General features: G+C 37.3%; 15 protein-coding genes. 14 read left to right on the top strand and 1 reads right to left on the bottom strand.

Translation table 11 applies throughout. The features are described 5' to 3' along the window. Positions 1 to 2 precede the first annotated feature (2 nt). The 12 genes from alr to AMET_RS20290 all read left to right on the top strand — a co-directional run bounded on the left by alr (position 3) and on the right by AMET_RS20290 (position 15,505). Entirely contained in the window at positions 3 to 1,178 is a 1,176-nt protein-coding gene (alr, locus tag AMET_RS20345) for an alanine racemase (protein WP_012065174.1), read from the top strand. A gap of 169 nt (positions 1,179 to 1,347) precedes the next feature. Continuing rightward, entirely contained in the window at positions 1,348 to 1,638 is a 291-nt protein-coding gene (locus tag AMET_RS20340; RefSeq protein ID WP_330368626.1) for a CopG family ribbon-helix-helix protein, read from the top strand. Beyond that, positions 1,610 to 1,990: a type II toxin-antitoxin system PemK/MazF family toxin gene (locus AMET_RS20335; protein WP_456297474.1), complete on the top strand. Its 381-nt coding sequence runs from the start codon at positions 1,610 to 1,612 to the stop codon at positions 1,988 to 1,990. The genes AMET_RS20340 and AMET_RS20335 overlap by 29 nt, the downstream gene beginning before the upstream one ends. A gap of 203 nt (positions 1,991 to 2,193) precedes the next feature. Next, positions 2,194 to 2,727 (top strand): hypothetical protein, encoded by a 534-nt coding sequence (locus AMET_RS24585; protein ID WP_012065171.1) that lies wholly within the window; start codon positions 2,194 to 2,196, stop codon positions 2,725 to 2,727. 322 nt (positions 2,728 to 3,049) lie between these two features. Next, the gene (locus tag AMET_RS20325; protein WP_012065170.1) at positions 3,050 to 5,221 is read left to right on the top strand and encodes a DUF5693 family protein; all 2,172 of its coding nucleotides are present in this window, start codon (positions 3,050 to 3,052) and stop codon (positions 5,219 to 5,221) included. Next, a complete protein-coding gene (gene csaB / locus AMET_RS20320) occupies positions 5,214 to 6,320 on the top strand; it encodes a polysaccharide pyruvyl transferase CsaB (protein WP_012065169.1) in 1,107 nt (368 codons plus the stop codon). Before AMET_RS20325 ends, csaB begins: the two co-directional genes overlap by 8 nt. Position 6,321: 1 nt before the next feature. After that, positions 6,322 to 7,047, top strand: a complete 726-nt coding sequence (locus AMET_RS20315) for a WecB/TagA/CpsF family glycosyltransferase (RefSeq protein WP_012065168.1) — start codon at positions 6,322 to 6,324, stop codon at positions 7,045 to 7,047. A 9-nt stretch (positions 7,048 to 7,056) separates the two neighbouring features. Beyond that, complete coding sequence (locus AMET_RS20310; RefSeq protein WP_012065167.1) at positions 7,057 to 7,923, top strand: YitT family protein; 867 nt, start codon at positions 7,057 to 7,059, stop codon at positions 7,921 to 7,923. A 213-nt stretch (positions 7,924 to 8,136) separates the two neighbouring features. Continuing rightward, positions 8,137 to 8,616 (top strand): protease complex subunit PrcB family protein, encoded by a 480-nt coding sequence (locus AMET_RS20305; protein ID WP_012065165.1) that lies wholly within the window; start codon positions 8,137 to 8,139, stop codon positions 8,614 to 8,616. Between the two features lie 175 nt (positions 8,617 to 8,791). Beyond that, entirely contained in the window at positions 8,792 to 11,620 is a 2,829-nt protein-coding gene (locus AMET_RS20300) for a phosphodiester glycosidase family protein (RefSeq protein WP_012065164.1), read from the top strand. Positions 11,621 to 11,881: 261 nt separating this feature from the next. After that, on the top strand, positions 11,882 to 12,907 hold the full coding sequence (locus AMET_RS20295) for a LysM peptidoglycan-binding domain-containing protein (protein WP_012065163.1): 1,026 nt from the start codon (positions 11,882 to 11,884) through the stop codon (positions 12,905 to 12,907). A 234-nt stretch (positions 12,908 to 13,141) separates the two neighbouring features. Then, positions 13,142 to 15,505, top strand: a complete 2,364-nt coding sequence (locus AMET_RS20290; protein WP_012065162.1) for a Lon protease family protein — start codon at positions 13,142 to 13,144, stop codon at positions 15,503 to 15,505. A 26-nt stretch (positions 15,506 to 15,531) separates the two neighbouring features. Here AMET_RS20290 and AMET_RS20285 read toward each other — a convergent pair whose 3' ends face one another. Continuing rightward, positions 15,532 to 16,110 (bottom strand): 5-formyltetrahydrofolate cyclo-ligase, encoded by a 579-nt coding sequence (locus AMET_RS20285; RefSeq protein WP_012065161.1) that lies wholly within the window; start codon positions 16,108 to 16,110, stop codon positions 15,532 to 15,534. Between the two features lie 227 nt (positions 16,111 to 16,337). On the opposite strand from AMET_RS20285, the gene ftsE reads away from it, so the two are divergent. Beyond that, complete coding sequence (gene ftsE, locus AMET_RS20280) at positions 16,338 to 17,045, top strand: cell division ATP-binding protein FtsE (RefSeq protein ID WP_330368625.1); 708 nt, start codon at positions 16,338 to 16,340, stop codon at positions 17,043 to 17,045. Then, positions 17,035 to 17,931 (top strand): permease-like cell division protein FtsX, encoded by an 897-nt coding sequence (ftsX, locus tag AMET_RS20275; RefSeq protein ID WP_012065159.1) that lies wholly within the window; start codon positions 17,035 to 17,037, stop codon positions 17,929 to 17,931. Before ftsE ends, ftsX begins: the two co-directional genes overlap by 11 nt.

Genomic DNA, 17,931 nt, shown 5'->3' with positions numbered 1-17,931 from the left:
ATATGAAAGGCTTAAGCTTAACGAGGCCAACTTGGGCTGAGATAAACCTAGATCATTTAAAACATAATATAAGAGAAGTGAAAAAGGTGATCAATAAAGACACTTTATTATGTGCAGTGGTCAAGGCCAATGGATATGGACACGGTGTCATGACCATTGCAAAGACATTGCTTGACCATGGTGCAGATAGATTAGCAGTAGCTACCTTATCAGAAGCAATTGAGCTCAGACAGGGAGGCTATCAAGATATACCAATTTTAGTATTAGGATATACCCCTGAGACCCAAGGTCAAGTAATCCTTGATTATAATGTCATTCAAACAATCTACACATATGAACAAGCTAAGGCCTTGGCAAAGATAGGGAAAGAACAAAAAAAGAGTATGACGATTCACCTTAAAATCGATACAGGGATGTCCCGCCTAGGCTTTAACTGTAGTCAAAAGACCATTGAGGAAATCAAACAAATAATTGAGTTAGAATATATAAATGTTGAGGGGATCTATACTCATTTTGCAGTTGCAGATGAAAAGAATAAGGATTATACTAAGTTTCAATTCAATTGTTTTATGGAATTAACAGAAGAACTCAAAAAAGAAGGCTATCAAATTCCAATCAGGCATGTGTCCAACAGTGCAGCAATTATCGATTTACCTGATATGAACCTAGATATGGTGAGAGCAGGGATTATGCTTTATGGACTATATCCTTCTCCAGATGTGAATCATGAAGCTGTTCAACTCAAGCAAGTAATGGAATTAAAGACTCGGGTTGCCCATGTAAAAAATGTGCTTCCACAGCAGGGTGTCAGCTATGGACTCACCTATAAGACCAAGGGAGAGGAAAAAATTATTACCCTTCCTATTGGTTATGCTGATGGATTCACAAGAATGCTGACAGATAAAGCAGAGCTCATCTTGAAGGGGGAAAAAAGACCAATTGTAGGTAGAATTTGTATGGATCAGTGTATGGCGGATGCCACTGGAATTGAGATTGAGCAAGGAGATGTGGTGACATTATTCAGCAATGATCCCGCTAGTGGATGCAGTATTGATGATATAGCACGCAAACTAAACACAATTAACTATGAAATTGTATGTATGGTAGGGAGACGAGTACCTAGAGCGTATTTGGAAAATAATAACCTTTTACACATCCATGATAGTTTGGTAAAATAATAAGGAATATTTGAATGTGCAAGTATATTTTTTGGTTTATATTGTCACACTTATAAAGAGTGATATATAAGGCGATATATATAAGATATATTTACCGAAATCATTGTAGATATATAGGTATGGGGACCTATTAGATAGACTATCTCACCTCTATATCTTTTTAAAATCTATGGGAGGTGCTATGGTGGCCGACTCTAAACGAATTATGATTAGTCTTCCGGACAGTCTTTTACAAGAGGTAGATGGGATTGTTTCTATGGAACAAACAAACCGAAGTGAATTTATTCGTGAAGCAATGAAACTCTACATTAGGGAGAGAAATAAAATGGAGTTAAGAGAGAAGATGATCACTGGGTATCAAGAAATGGGATATATTAACTTAGCCATTGCAGAACTTGGATTGAGTTTAGATATTTCTTCATTAGAGCACTATGAGACTCAAATGGCGGAGTGTGAGTAGTGTGGTTGTCAAAAGAGGAGACATCTATTATGCAGATCTAAGTCCTGTCATTGGATCGGAGCAAGGGGGCGTTAGGCCGGTTTTAATCATTCAAAATGATATCGGAAACCGGTACAGTCCAACGGTGATTGTTGCAGCAATTACGTCTCAAATTAACAAGGCAAAGTTACCAACTCATATTGAAATCACTGCCTCTGACTATGGTTTGCCTAAAGACTCTGTTGTTTTACTAGAACAAATCAGGACGATTGATAAAAGACGATTAGAAGAAAAAGTCGGACACTTTGATGAGGAAATGATGATTAAAGTAAATGAAGCGTTATTAATTAGCTGTGGATTGATAGATTTTTAGGTAGTTGTTAAGCAACTACCTTTTTATGTTTAGGAGATGTAATCAGGGTTTGAAAAATATTTTATAAACAGGTTGAAAAATTAGGGGTAATTTGTGGTAAAATGGGAGTGATATTAAATGGACTTGGTATTTCCGAGGAAATTAGACATTATATTAATTATTTCCAGGGAAATTGACATTGAAATACATAAAGGAGGGCTATCATGAAAAAAAGTACGGGTAAAAAGGCGCTTTATGGAGCGATTATAGGTGGCGTTGTCTTAGTCGGAGCTTTTACACAGATGAGTGAAGCTAATTTTTTGGAACCAGGATCCCAGGAAGATCCTATCGTAACCCAAAGTTATGTTGAAACAAGAAATGAACAGTTACGGTATTATATAGATGAAAAGGTAAAAGGGTTGGAAACGCAAATCACAAAAGGTGGAGAATCAGTCCCTGGCAATGGAACCCCTGTAACGGGACAACAACAAGTTTTTGAAATCGTTGTATTGACACAAGGGCAGCAGTTACTAGGTGGAAATAGTACGGAAATGATCTTGCGTGGTGGGGAAGCTACTGCTGTGGGAAATACAGCTGGTGATGGTGTGACCAATATTACGGTGGGAACAGATTTGAGAACAGGCCACAAGGTAGAACCAAATCATTTGCTGATTGTTCCCAAAAAGGATGGTAGAGGAATTGCAGCTCAAACAGAACAGATATGGGTAATGGTAAGAGGAGAATATACGATTCAATAAAGTAATGTAAATGCTCAGACGGTTGAGGAATCTTCATCTTTGACCTTATTTAAAGCCCCAGCACCCATACGTATTCCATATACGCTGCGGTTGCTGGGTTTTATTGTGCCTGGAAGCTAAAGGGTTTTGAACAGTCTGCATATTGTTGGGTTTTTCAGCAAGTATTTCTGAAAGAGTTAAGGAAAAATGCTTTACAGAAATAAAGATTAATAATAAGATAATAAGAGTGACTCAATTATGTTAATGTACAGCTTTAGGGACATAGTAAGGACATTATGCAAACTGTGAAGAAATTGGAAGATAAAAGAGTGGAGGAAAACAAATGAAGGTGAGTGAAAATAAGATTTTATTAGGCATATTGATTGTAGGAATCATCATATCTTCTATTGTGACAGGACAAAGAGTGCAAGTGGAATCTCAAAATAAAACAGTGGATATTGTATTAGACTATAAGGAGATTGAAGAGTTGGCAAAACAATCTGACCAGGATATGAAATGGTGGTTGGAAGGATTTGAAAGCCTAGGCGTTAGATATGTAGGTCTAAATGAAGAGAATTTCGAGAGATTAGTTGATGCCAATCGACCGGTAGACATATTTGTGACGGGAGAAATAATAGAAACACTAAACTGGAAAGAAAATTATCCAAAAGCTTTAGTTAACTATATTGAAGAAAATGAGTACTGGGAACATGATTTTGTGCTGTTAACAAAATCAAAGGATGACTATGATTTTATATACGAAGGGTTAAATCGTAGGTATGATGTTGATCAATTTAAAGTTTTGATTGAGGAAGAAATGTATATCATTGTGTTGCAAGGAGAGATAGAAGACACTTTATTTACACAATCAACAGCTCTGGTAGATTCTGATGGAAAGAGTTTTAAAAATGTATCATATATAGAAGGCTCTAAGCTAGAGAGGCTAGGTTTAGGATTTGATGCTGAGAAGATACAACTAATTCGTGATTCAGGACTTGAAGTGCTACCAAGATCCTATAGCTATGGAAAATGGCGGGGAAAAAAATTAGTTCGGGCTGTAATTGAAGAGTTTCAAGACTTTAATATGAAACCATACGTGATGTTCTTCGGTGGCGAAGAAGTTTTTGGAGCCCCAGACGCATATGCATATGAAGAAGTATACGAATACATGATGGGAAATGACATAAAAATAGGACTAATAGAAAGCAGTGTACAAAGAGGTCACTTAGACCAAAGAGGTCTTGAACAATTAGCCAGAGATTTGAATTATAATGCGGTACGGATCTTTTCAGTCTGGGATTGGGTACAGGAGCGATTCCAATTTTATGGATACGAAGGTGCTGAAGAAATTGGGAATACACTCTATCGTGCTGTTACTGAGAGAAATATCCGTATGATTTACTTCAAGCCATTTAAATGGGATGAACATGACTATGTCACTGATTTTGATGAATACGAAAAAATGTTTGCGAGTTTTGAAAATCGCATCGCTAAGCATGGGATGGAACTAGGCGAAAGCAGTACTATGCCTATGCGAGAGGTAGGTACGGTACAGCGTATTTTAATGGGATGGGGAATTGCAGCAGCTGTGGTTTTATTAGGAGACTATTTATTGAAGTTAAAGGAATGGATGAAATACGGTGCTTTGGGTATTGGGGCATTAGGTGTTGCAGCGGCTAGCATTGTAGCCCCCAACCTAGGAGACAAAGTTTTTGCACTGGTGGCAGCCATTACATTTCCTTCATTGAGTATGGTCTACTTTTGCAAACAATGTAGGACATACTTGTTAGATGAAAAGCCTACAAAGAAATATACAAAGCTCATTGGTATTGCCATAAGAGATCTCCTTATCGCAACAGGAATCTCATTCATTGGTGCCATTTTTGTAGCGGCCATTTTATCTCATAGTGAATATTTATTAGAAATAGGAATATTTAGAGGGGTGAAGTTTAGCCAGCTGATCCCAATTGCTCTTTATGGAGTTACTTTTATCATATACTTTGGTTATCGTAATCGAAATCTTAAAACAAAAGAGACCAGATTATTATATGCAGATGTTAAGAGCATTTTATTTGAGAACATTAAAGTGATCTATATTCTTCTAGGAGGAATGATATTAGGTATCGGATACATTTATATCGCACGAACTGGACATGAAACCAATATCCAGCCTGGCTACTTGGAGATTATTATGAGAAATATTTTAGAGGAATCACTCTTGGCTAGACCAAGGAATAAAGAGTTTTTAGGGGCATTTCCAATTCTTATGGTTGGTATTTTTGCTGCATTGAAAAAATATAAAGATCTCATCTTTATCTCGGGGCTGGGAGTTGTGATTGGACAAACATCTGTTGTGAATACATTTAGTCATTTAAGAACACCAATCTACCTATCTACAGTACGAACCGTATATGGCTTGGGTTTGGGCATACTAATAGGAATTGTGTATATCCTTCTACTAGAAGGAGGCGTGAAGGTACTGAGGAGGTTGAGAGGAGAAGACGTTGATGCATAAAGTAGTTATTTCAGGATATTATGGATTTAACAATATAGGAGATGAATCCATCCTCACTTCCATTATTTACAATTTGAAAGAAAAGGTAGAAGATATTGATATTACAGTGTTATCGGTCAATCCCCAAAGTACTGTCCAAAAGCATCAAGTGGAAGCCATCAATCGCAAAGCTGTTGTGGATATATATAAAAGTATTAAAAAATGTGACCTGTTGATCAGTGGTGGTGGGAGCTTACTTCAGGATGTGACCAGTGGACGAAGTATGACTTACTATTTAGGGGTCATCTTGATTGGTATGGTCCTACGTAAAAAAATCATGATATATAGCCAAGGAATTGGTCCTGTGAATCGAGGCTTTAATCAATGGTTAATGAAGTGGGTTTTGAATTATGTAGACTGTATTACAGTTCGGGACATTAAATCAAAAGATACCCTAATCAAACTAGGTGTTCGAAAGCCCTCAATTCATATCACATCAGATCCAGTAATTGGGTTACAAAAGGTTGGTATTGAAGAAGGTAGAAAAAAACTAATTCAATCAGGAATTGATCCCCATGGGAAAAAACCTTTAATTGGTTTTGCCTTAAGAGGATGGAAGTCAAATGAGCAGTATCAAGAGCAGATGGGAAAGCTAGCGGACGAAATGATGGAAAAGCTTAATGCGCAAGTGGTTTTTTTACCCTTCCACTATGGAGAAGATTTATGTGTATTAGACGGAATTCATGGGAAAATGGAACAGCCTGGTGTTTTTATGAAAGAGCGTTATTCTGTAGATGAAATGCTAAGTATCGTAGGGAATTTAGACGTGCTTGTGGGCGTTAGACTGCACTCACTGATTTTTGCGGCGGTGATGAATATACCTATGGTCGCCATATCCTATGATCCTAAAATTGATAGTTTTATGGAATCACTAGATTTAAATAGCTTCACTTCATTGCAAGAATTAGAAAATGTAGACATAATAGGTGAATTAAGATCTATATTAGAAAAGAAGCAAGATGAAAAAGTGCTTTTAAGCCAGCGGGTCATGAAACTCAAGAACAAATTGGCCATGAATGAAGAGATTGTGAATCAACTGTTGGCGAAGGGAGAGAGGTAGTATGGGGAAAAGGGTAAGAATTTTGGGGGTACCTATTGACCAAGTGACAATGGATAGTGCCATAAAAACCGTTGTAGTACTAACAGAAACCCACGGGTGTAGCATGGTTTTTACACCAAACCCAGAAATTGTAATGATGGCTCGAGAAGACCATGGGTTACTTGGTGCAATGGAAAAGGCAGATCTGATTGTCCCTGATGGAATTGGGTTGATCTATGCCTCGAAATTGAAGTCAAGGGGTTTGAAAGAGCGGGTGCCAGGTATCGAGCTGGCCCAAGGTTTATTGATACACTGTAATGAGTATAAGAAGTCTATTTATTTATTGGGTGGGAAGCCTGGAGTAGCCCAACAGGCAGGAGAAGAATTAATGAAAAAGTACCCTGAATTAAAAATTGTTGGTGTCAGGGATGGTTATTTTAAAGAAACGGAGGATAAAGAGCTCATTGAAGAGATTAATCAATCGAAGGCGGAGATTCTTTTTGTTGCACTTGGGGCACCCAAACAAGAAAAATGGATTGAAAAATACCAGCAGGATTTAAATGTAAAGGTTGCAATGGGAGTTGGAGGAAGCATTGACGTATGGGCTGGAATTGTTAAGAGAGCCCCTGTTTTTTATCAAAAAGTAGGATTAGAGTGGTTTTATCGTTTAATAAAAGAACCAAGTAGATACAAGCGAATGCTTATATTACCTAAGTTTTTGCTGGATTTTATTTTAAAGGATAAGTAGGTGTTTAATATGGGGACAAAAAAAGAAAAGTATATAATGGACTATTTAGGAATTACAATAGGAGTCGCATTAATGGCGCTAGGCTTGGTTTTTTTCTTAGAACCTAATACCATTGCTCCTGGTGGGGTAACTGGTTTGGCTATCATTATTCAGAAAATAACAGGGATACCCATAGATGTGACAAACTTAGTGATTAACATTCCACTATTCATTGCCGGGATTATGTTATTAGGAAAGGCCTTTGGAGCAAAAACTGCCTATGCCACAATTATGCTTTCTGCATTCATCAGATTTTTTATTATTATATTTAATCAAAGTACACTGTTTACAGATGACCTACTACTTTCGGCTATTTACGGAGGGGTCATTATGGGGGCTGGTATTGGGTTGGTCTTTCGAACTGGCGGGACCACAGGAGGAACTGATTTAGCAGGTGCCATGATTAATAAGTTTATTCCCTCTCTAAGTATTGCAAAGCTAATGATGATTCTAGATTTAATTATTGTAGCTGCAGCAGGTATTGTAGAAAAGAGGCTTGAGACAGCCCTCTATTCTGTGATTGCACTGTATACTGTTGTGAAGGTTGCAGATTTTATTGTGGAAGGATTAAGCTATTCAAAAGCTTTTTATATTATATCCAATAAGCCCGATGAAATTGGGCGGAAAATTATGCAAGAAATCGGTAGAGGTGTGACTGCATTGGAGGGAAGAGGGCTCTACACAGGGAACAAGAGGGAAGTGCTTATGTGTGTGGTCAACAGGGCCCAAGTGACTAAGGTGAAAAAGATTGTTCATGAGATTGATGACAAAGCATTTATCATGATGACAACCATTCATGAAGTACTGGGTGAAGGATTTAAAGAGATAAACAAGTAAAACCTAGAAGGGGCATCTAAATAGATGCCCCTTTGCTATTTACGTAATGGAAACAGTGGAGATGAAAATCGAAATGTTTTATTTGGGATAGGAGTCAATTTCATAGAAGTGGACGAATTTTATTTGCTTGTACAATTGAATATTTCAGTATTGGGGTGAATAGACATAATTAAGAAAGTGAAAAGCATGTGAAATGAGAGGGGAGGGAATTCGATGAAGTTGAAAAGAAGATTACCTAAACTACCTAAAATAAACTGGAAATTGTTTTTAACTGTTATGGTTATTATTGTACTTGTGGTCGCTGCAGTAAAGGTGATACCAAAATTTATTTCAGGCGGTGATCAAGAGGTGAGTTATGTAATCCTTGAAAAAGAGCAAGTTCCAGAAGAAATACAAGAAATCCTACCAAGGTATAAAATGCTAGAGCGGGCTTTAGCAGCAAAGGTACAAGATGATATCTATGTGATTGTAACACGAGGGGAAAAATTGACGGCAGGATATAGTGTAGACATCGAACAAATAATGATCATTAAGGATCATGATGAAGAAAAACTGATGGTACACGCCGCATTTAAAGACCCTAAAGCAGATGATTTAGTGGCACAAGTCATAAGTTATCCCTATGTAGTGGCAAGAGTTGAGTTAGAAGAACTACCTAAAAAAATCGATTTGAAGGTTACATATCAAGAGTAGGTGCGAAAGCGCCTACTTTTGTTCTTGTAACAGTAAAATGTAATATTTATGTAATTGTATTATGCTAGGGATACTATATAATGTGAGTAGGAGAGAAATGTCTATTGATTAGTCTGTTTGTTAAAACACAAAAACGTTTATCACAAATAGAAGTAGACTTACAGGAGGGAATTAGATGAATAGACTTAAGAGATTATTATTGACAGTGGGATTATCAACTACATTGCTACTATCTATGGGTACCAGTGTGGGATTTGCCAGTGGCGTGATTAATGTGGCGGATCAACAACAACAGATTTCAAATGGTGTAACGCATCGAAATATTGTACGATTTAATGCAAATGGTTGGCTAAATATCAACGCTTTGTACATAGATTTAACTGCGGATTCATTAGAATTAGATTTATTGAAAAGTAGCAAAGGCGTTGCGACGAAAGAAACATTGTCAACCATGGTAAATGCAAGAGAAAATGTTGTGGGTGCCATGAATGGAGACTTCTTTTATATGTTAACTCCAGACTCACCATTAGGAGCAATGATTAAAGGTGGAGAGATGATCAGCAGTCCCATCGATAGATCGGACCAAAACTATGCAACATTCTTTGTGGATACAAATAAACAAGCATTTGCTAGTTACTGGGATCGTGATCTTTATATTACAACCGATGGTGGAAAAAGGATAGATTTATCTTCTATCAATAAATATACTGATCGATATCAATATACGATGTTAATCGATAAAAATTGGGGCACCCACACACCGGGATATAACGAAAAGTTGTTAGATATGGTAGAAGTAATCGTCATCAATGATGAAGTAGCTGAAATTAGAAGAAGACAACCGGCAACAGGTATTCCCAGTAATGGATATGTCCTTGTGGCCTCTCAAACAGAAACAGGCTGGGGACGGGCAGGGCATCTATTTGATAACCTAAAGGTAGGGGACCGACTGACGCTTCACCAAGAGATTCAACCTAATCTAAATCAGATTGAACTGGCATTAGGGGGAGGAACGTTATTGGTTAAGGATGGACAAGCTGCTCACCTTACCCAAAGTGTTGCTGGAGCCCACCCTAGAAGTGCTATTGGAATCTCAAGGGATCGCAAACAAGTTATTTTAGTAACAATTGATGGACGTAGTAACTTTTATCATGGTGTAGACGGTAGGGAATTGGGAAATATTCTTTTGGGTCTAGGAGCTCATGATGCGATTATTATGGATGGTGGTGGGTCAACAACCATGATAGCTAGAGAATTAGGAGAAGCCAAACCACAAATCATTAATAATCCTTCTGAGGGTGTTGAACGTAGAATTGTCAATGGGATTGCGGTCCTTTCTAAGGCTCAACCAACCACATTGAGAGCGATTCAGGCTAAGGTTAATGACCCCCGGGCCTTTGTAGAGACACCTAGGGAAATTTTGGTTAATGCCTATGATGAAAATTATAATCCAATACAAATCGATCACCAGCAGGTGAAATTTAACATCAAAAGTGGACAAGGACGATTTGAAGGGAATTCTTTTATTCCTGAAGTAGTAGGAAAAGCAATAATTGAGGTGGAGTATCTAGGAAGAACAGCGGAAGTTGTCATTGATGTGATGAACAATTTAACAACATTGATCGCAACACCTAATATACTTCAAGTGAATTTTGGACAGCGTGTCCCTTTACAGGTTTATGGATTGGACGAAAAGGGCTATCGGACAGTCATTAATCCTGAACAGATACAATGGCAGGATGAAAAAGGATTAGGTCAAGTTGAAAATGGTGTCTACGTAGCGGGAAATCAAGGTGGGGGAACGATTTTAACCGGGACATTCAGAGATAAAAAGGTTGAAATTGGGATTGCCATTGGATATGAACAAGTGTCCTTAACTAATTTTGATAAACTAAATGCCAGCTATATTGGATATCCCCAGTCGGTGTTAGGATCAATTGAGTTAAGCCCAGAGGCAAAAAAGGGAAGCACATCCTTAAAGCTTACCTATGATTTTACACAAACAGACGAAAGTAGAGCTGCTTATGTTGCCTTTGACCAAGGTGGGTTAAAAATAGCAAACAAACCTAGTAAGTTAGGGATGTGGGTGTATGCTTCTGAGCAAGCAACGCCTCAGATTAGAGGACGTATTAAAGATGCAAGTGGCAAAGACCATACAATTGATTTTGCCCAACGAATTGACTGGACAGGATGGAAATATACTGAAGCGGTTCTTCCAAGCGATGCTACCTATCCTATTGCTTTAGAGAGGATTTATGTGGTGGAAACCGATGCGACACAAAAGAGAACGGGCTCACTGTTATTCGATGGTATTGAAGCATTGTATAGCGTGAAAGCACCTGGGGTTGAAAGTTTTGGAAACAATGATTTTCAAGATCTAATGAATCGACCTTATACAAATCCAGGAACACAGTTTTTTGTCCATAGCGGTATCAACCAAGGGGGACATACCCTATTAGACCAAATTGTGGAAACGCGAGTGAACCACTTGATTAATACAAGCTATGATACTGCCATCTTTACAGGAAGTATTAACTCAAGAATTAGCGGACAAATTACGAAGCCAAATGTGATTGCGAAACCAGGCTATGGAATTTCTGAAAATGGTAGTAGTTTGTTCATCCAATTAGATAACAGAGGAAATGGACTTCGAGCAACAGATTTCAGTCAATGGCCATGGTTACAAAGCCAATTACAAAATACCAATAAGCAAAATATATTTATTGTATTACCTAGACCTCTTCTTGGAAATCATGGGTTTACAGATGATAAAGAGTTTGATCTGTTGATTGAGCTTTTGAATAAACAAGTAGAAAAAGATAAAAATGTTTTTGTACTTTATGGAGGAGATGAAATGGGTGTCAGGTTAGTAGATGGAATTCGATATATTGCTCTTGGTAACTATCAAAGTACATCTGACAAAGATTCACAGGAACTCTTCAAGTATTTAGAATTTAATATTAATGGAGATGAAGTCACTTATCAAATCAAACCATTATTTTAGTAAGCCAGAGGCTGAGTATAATTACTCAGCCTCTTTTGTATTTAAGCACTTGAAATGTCAAACAGTACCTGTTTGACATTTCAAGTGCGCCATGAGTCGAAGCGGTAGCATCAGACGAATTTTAAGTGCACTTCCTACCATAATTTACATCAAGGTAATTGTCGAATTTTGACGAATAAAAACAAAGAGCGAAGAATTACCAGAAAACTGGTATAAGAAGAGACGCAATGAAATCCGAACTGAGACAAGGAGGAAGTGCAAATGGCTTCAAAAATTAAAAAAATTGTTGTGGGAACAGTGATTGCTTCAACAGTGTTAACGACATCGATTCTCTCGGTGTCAGCGGCTTCTATGGTACATACAGTGGTTTCAGGGGATACCCTTTGGAAAATTTCACAAAGATACAATGTGACATTAGAGGAGGTGTATCAAGCTAATCTTGGATATCGTGCACAATCAATGCTCATGGTAGGGGCCAGGGTTAGTGTTCCAGAAAAGGCACCTTCACAAGCCCATACAGTACAAAAAGGAGATACCCCCTGGACCATTAGTAATCAATTTGGTGTAAACTTAAATGAGCTTCTGCAGGTAAATGGTCTGAGGGCAGGAGATGAAATTTACCCTGGACAAAGGATAACGATTCCAAAGGGGCAAACTGCAACAATGCCTGTTCCACCAACAAGAGGAACACAGGTTAAAAGAACCACAAGGACTCATACCGTTGCTTCCGGAGATAACACCTGGAGCCTTTCCATTAAATACGGCATTCCCTTTGCTGAGCTATTGAAGGTTAATGGCATGACTGAAAATAGTACATTGAGAATTGGTCAAAAGATCACAATACCTGTTTATCATATTCCCGTCAAGTCTACCCCAGGTTCACAATATGGGGAGTTACTAGATTGGTGGACTGAGGCGCAATATGTGGTTCCCATAGGCGCAACTTTTAAAATGACTGATTATTACACAGGAAAATCATGGATGATGAAACGCACAATAGGAGCAAATCATGCCGATAGCGAACCAGTAACAGCAGCTGATGCAGCAATTATGAAACAGGTATGGGGTGGAAGCTATAGTTGGAGTACACGACCCATGATTGTAGAGATTAATGGCAGACGGATTGCTGCCTCTGCCAGCTCGATGCCCCATGACATACAATACATTAAGAATAACAGCTTTAATGGACACATGGATGTATACTTCCATAATAGTACACGTCATAAGGATGGAAAGCCTGATTTAAATCACCAACGAAATGTGATAATTACAGCAGGGAAATCCTAATAATAAGTAGAACTTGATTAAAGAGATAAAAAATGCCGAAATATTCCGGCATTTTTTATTTGAAATCATTTTAAGTGGTATATATATAATGAGACTTAATCCATAAGTAGACAACCATAAGTTGTCACTTTGATTTTAGATTTTGTGGCAGTCGTTTGGTTTGATCATCCTGAGGGGATTTTCATTACCGCTGAATTGCAGTCAACTTTATGAAACATACGAGGGGGAATTAATGTGAGAGAGAGATTACGCCTGGCACCAGAAAAATTGACAAGTCCTTGCCTGTTAAGTACTTTTGATTTTGAAACAACAGCAGAGTTAAGGCCATTAGAAGGTATTATTGGGCAAAACAGAGCAGTAGAAGCGCTTACATTTGGATTAAAGGTAAGAAAGAAAGGCTATAACATCTATATAGCAGGACTGAGTGGTACTGGAAGAAGTAGCTATGCCAATTCAATTGGTAAAACCTTTGCAAAAGAGATGAGAGCACCCAATGATTGGGCATATGTATATAACTTTAAGAGTCCAGATCGTCCCAAGGCACTGGCTATGGAAGCGGGAACTGGAAAACAATTTGAGAAAGACATTGAAAACATGATTGATCAATTAAAACAAAAAATACCTTTGGCTTTTGAAGGAACTGAATATGAAACAAAGCGCAATGCTATTTATAGAAGATTTCAAGATGAAAACCAAAAAATTGTAGAAGAATTGAATAAAATTTCCAAAGAGTATGGATTTATCTTTAAAGACAGTGAACAAGGTCTGATGACGGTACCCTTAAAAGAAGGTAGACCAATGAGTCAAGAAGAATATGAGAGTCTAGCGCATGAGGAGATTGAAGCCCTTCAGAAGAAATCTAGCCAGCTAAATATAGAAACCATGAGTATCCTGACTCAGATAAAAGCCCAGGAAGAAAAATTAAGAAAAGTACTGAAAGAATTAGACGAAGAAATAGGATATAAGGTGGTAAATCATTTAATTAATAAGCTGTTAAAGCGCTACAGTGATAAAGACAAGATCAAGGCATACTTGAATGACATTGAGGAGAATATAGTCGAGCATATTGAGCGTTTTAAAACAGATGAAAAGGATGACCATAAGAATCCAAATAATAGACTCTTAATGGGAGCTCCAAAAAATGATGATGCATTTTTTAATCGTTACAAGGTAAATTTATTTGTTGATAATAATGAATGTACCTGCGGACCGATTGTCAATGAAACGAACCCTACATTCTCTAATCTCTTAGGAACAATAGAATATCGAAATGAAATGGGGGTTTTAAAAACAGATTTCACACAAATCAAACAAGGGTCATTACACATGGCCAACGGTGGATTTTTGATTTTGGATGCAAAAGAAATATTAAGTCAACCATTTGGCTGGGAGACCTTGAAGAGAGCCTTGAAAACTGGAGAGATTAATATAGAAAACTTAAATAAGCAAATGGGATATGTGGTGACATCAACCTTAAAACCCGAACCAATTCCTTTGGAGTTGAAGGTAATCTTAATTGGTGATTTAAACAGCTATTATCTTCTGTATCAGCTAGATGAGGACTTTAAAAAACTTTTTAAGATTATGGCAGACTTTGATGTTGAAATGCCTAGAAACCAAGATCATATTAAACGAATGGGGCAATTTATTGCCACTCATTGTAAAAAAGAAGGATTAAAAGACTTCCACAAAACTGCAGTAGCACGGATCATTGAGTACAGTTCAAGATTAGCAGACCATCAAGAAAAGCTAAGTGCTAGGTTTAATCAAATTGTTGAAATTTTATATGAAGCAGATCTATGGGCCACCGAATCAAATCAAGACATTGTATTAAAAGAGCATGTAGAGAAGGCTATTCAAATGAAAGTTTATCGCAACAATAAATATGAGGAAAAACTCAATGAAATGTTTGAGGAACGCTCATTATTACTAGATGTAAGTGGTAAAAAAATTGGACAAATTAATGGTCTTGTAGTAATGGGAACAGGGGAATATCAATTTGGAAAACCCAGTCGAATCACTGTATCTACCTATAAGGGAAAATCAGGTATTATCAATATTGAAAGAGAAGTGAAGAAAAGCGGAAGTATTCACGACAAAGGAGTGCTGATATTAAGTGGATATCTTGGATACAAATATGCACAAAGAAAGCGACTCTCCCTTTCGGTGAGTATTAGCTTTGAACAAAACTACTCCATGATTGATGGAGATAGCGCCTCAAGTACGGAGCTTTATGCGATTCTTTCTAGTATTGCAGAGGTTCCTATCAAACAAAACCTTGCTGTCACTGGATCCATCAATCAAAAAGGTGAGATTCAACCCATTGGTGGCATTAATGAAAAAATCGAAGGATTTTTTGATATCTGTAAGCTCAAGGGGTTAACAGGAGATCAAGGGGTGATTATGCCACAACAAAATGTAACAAATCTTATGTTGAAGGAAGAAGTCATCCAAGCAGTAAAGGAAGAACAATTTCATATTTACTCCATTTGCCATGTAGATGAAGGCATACAATTGTTGACGGATTTTTCCATAGAGGAAATTGATAAAAGAATGATGAAAAAATTAGATTCGGTAGAAGAAGAGACAGAAAATTAATTAAGGTGTAAAAAAAGGATCGGTAATTACCGATCCTTTATACATTCAATTAACTTTTTTTCTGTTATAATGAAATCCACTGGTATGTCAAAGGAATCCGTAGGAACTGAATCGATGACGAATTCATCAAAGGCTAAAGAGACCTTGGGAACTTTGTCAGAAATTTTTGGTAAAAATCGGTCATAGTAGCCCCCTCCATAACCAATGCGATAGCCTTGTGAGTCAAAAGCAAGTCCAGGAACAATAATAAAATCTAGTATCTTTGGATCCACAGGCCGAAGGGCTTCTTTTTTAGGTTCTAAAACACCGAAATGACCAATCTCTAAATCTTCATCGAAGTCTAGAAGCTCTGATATAATGAGCTCCTTTGTTTTAGGGACACATACTGGAATAAAAACCCGCTTATTTTGATCTAATAAATCTTGAATGATGCCACGTGTGATGACTTCTTTACCAAAGGAGACATAAAGCATCACGTGTTGCGCTTTTTTGTAAGGGGAAAAATTAAACAGTGATGATCGTACTTGCTGACTCTTTGTTTCCATATGAACTGAAGATAAGATTTCTCGTTGCGCAAGTAATTGTTTCCGAAGTGTATTTTTCATCTTGAACCTCCCATAAATAGTTATGATTCTATTGTAACAGAATTTGGGTAATTAATACATTTGAAATAACAGAATTTGGGTGATTAATACATTTGAATTTTTATGCAGACTCCTGTTATAATAGAGTGACGAATAAAATGTAGAATAATCAAAAATAGGAATGATGAACTAGGTATTTTATAAATTTGTAGAAGGAAATAGCAGTTTTACGTCGAATTATAAACTAGATGGACCAGGAGTTGATGGCTTTGATTGAATTTAAAAATGTAAGTAAAACATATGCTAAAGGGGTACAAGCTTTAACCAACTTAAATTTTAAGATAGAAAAAGGTGAGTTTGTCTTTATAGTGGGTCCCAGTGGAGCCGGGAAATCCACTTTTATAAAGTTATTACTTAAAGAAGAAGAACCAACAGAAGGAAGAATTTGTATTAATGGGAAGGATACCACAAAGCTTTCCAAAAGAAATATACCCCATCTTAGGCGAAGTATGGCAGTGGTTTTTCAAGATTTCCGATTGCTGCCCAACAAGACTGTCTATGAAAATGTAGCTTTTGCAATGGAAGTAGTAGAAGCTGCTTCAAAGGAAGTACGGAGACAAGTACCGATGATACTCAGTATGGTGGGTCTAAGTGATAAAGCATCTAAGTACCCCCACCAATTATCGGGAGGCGAGAAACAACGTGTTTCAATTGCTAGGGCAATTGTCAATAATCCAGCCCTATTAATAGCCGATGAACCTACTGGAAATTTAGATCCTGAAACTGCATGGGAAATCATGAAGGTCCTCAAGCAAATTAACAGAAGAGGAACAACTGTTGTGATGGTAACTCATGCAAAAGATATCGTCAATATTATGGAGCAACGGGTAGTTGCCCTTGAAAAAGGACGAATTATACGGGATGAAGAGAGGGGGACATACGGCTATGAAGATTAAGACAATCAACTATGTCTTCAAGCAAGGGATGATTGGATTATGGCGAAACCGTGGGATGAGTATTGCCTCAATCAGTTCTGTTATGACCTCTTTGTTAGTACTAGGCTTAATTATTACACTAGTATTAAACATCAATAATGTGGCTCTATTAGCCCAGACACAATTCGATTCAGTACAAGTATATTTAGATGAGGAACTAGAATTAGAGTCTATTAGACAAATTGGTGAAGATGTTTCTGAAATACAAGGAGTGGCTGCTGTTGAATATGAGTCAAGTGAACAAGCATTGGCTAATATGAAGGAACAATGGGGTGAACAAGGGTATTTATTGGACAACCTCGAAAGTAATCCATTGCCAAACTCTTACATTATTCACCTGGAGGGTCTTGAGGTAGCGGATGAAGTGGTGTCTGAGTTAGAAGCAATTGAAGGCATTGAAGAAGTTAAGTACTACAAAGAGATTATGGACCAACTAATGAATATTGCTGGTCTAATTCGAACAGTTGGATTTGTTTTAATTCTTGCCCTTATTTTAGTGACTGTTTTTATTATCTCTAATACAATTAAATTAACATTGAATGCCCGGAGGCAAGAAATCAATATCATGAAGTATGTGGGAGCGACCAATTGGTTTGTTCGCTGGCCCTTCATTATTGAAGGCGTTTTTCTAGGCTTAATTGGATCCGTATTAGCACTGGTATTTGTGTATTATGGATACCAATATGTATTTAATGCTATGACAACGCAATTTTATATTATGTTAAGCACCTATATGGTACCGATTGAAGAAATGATGAACAAAACAATTGTTATCTTTGCGGTACTTGGAGCAGGTGTCGGCGCATTGGGAAGTATTTTTTCATTAAGAAAACATTTAAGAGTATAG

The organism is Alkaliphilus metalliredigens QYMF, from assembly GCF_000016985.1.
Lineage (GTDB): Bacteria > Bacillota > Clostridia > Peptostreptococcales > Natronincolaceae > Alkaliphilus_A > Alkaliphilus_A metalliredigens.
The sequence above is the reverse complement of the archived record's forward strand: the minus strand, read 5'-3'. Positions and strand labels throughout refer to the sequence as shown.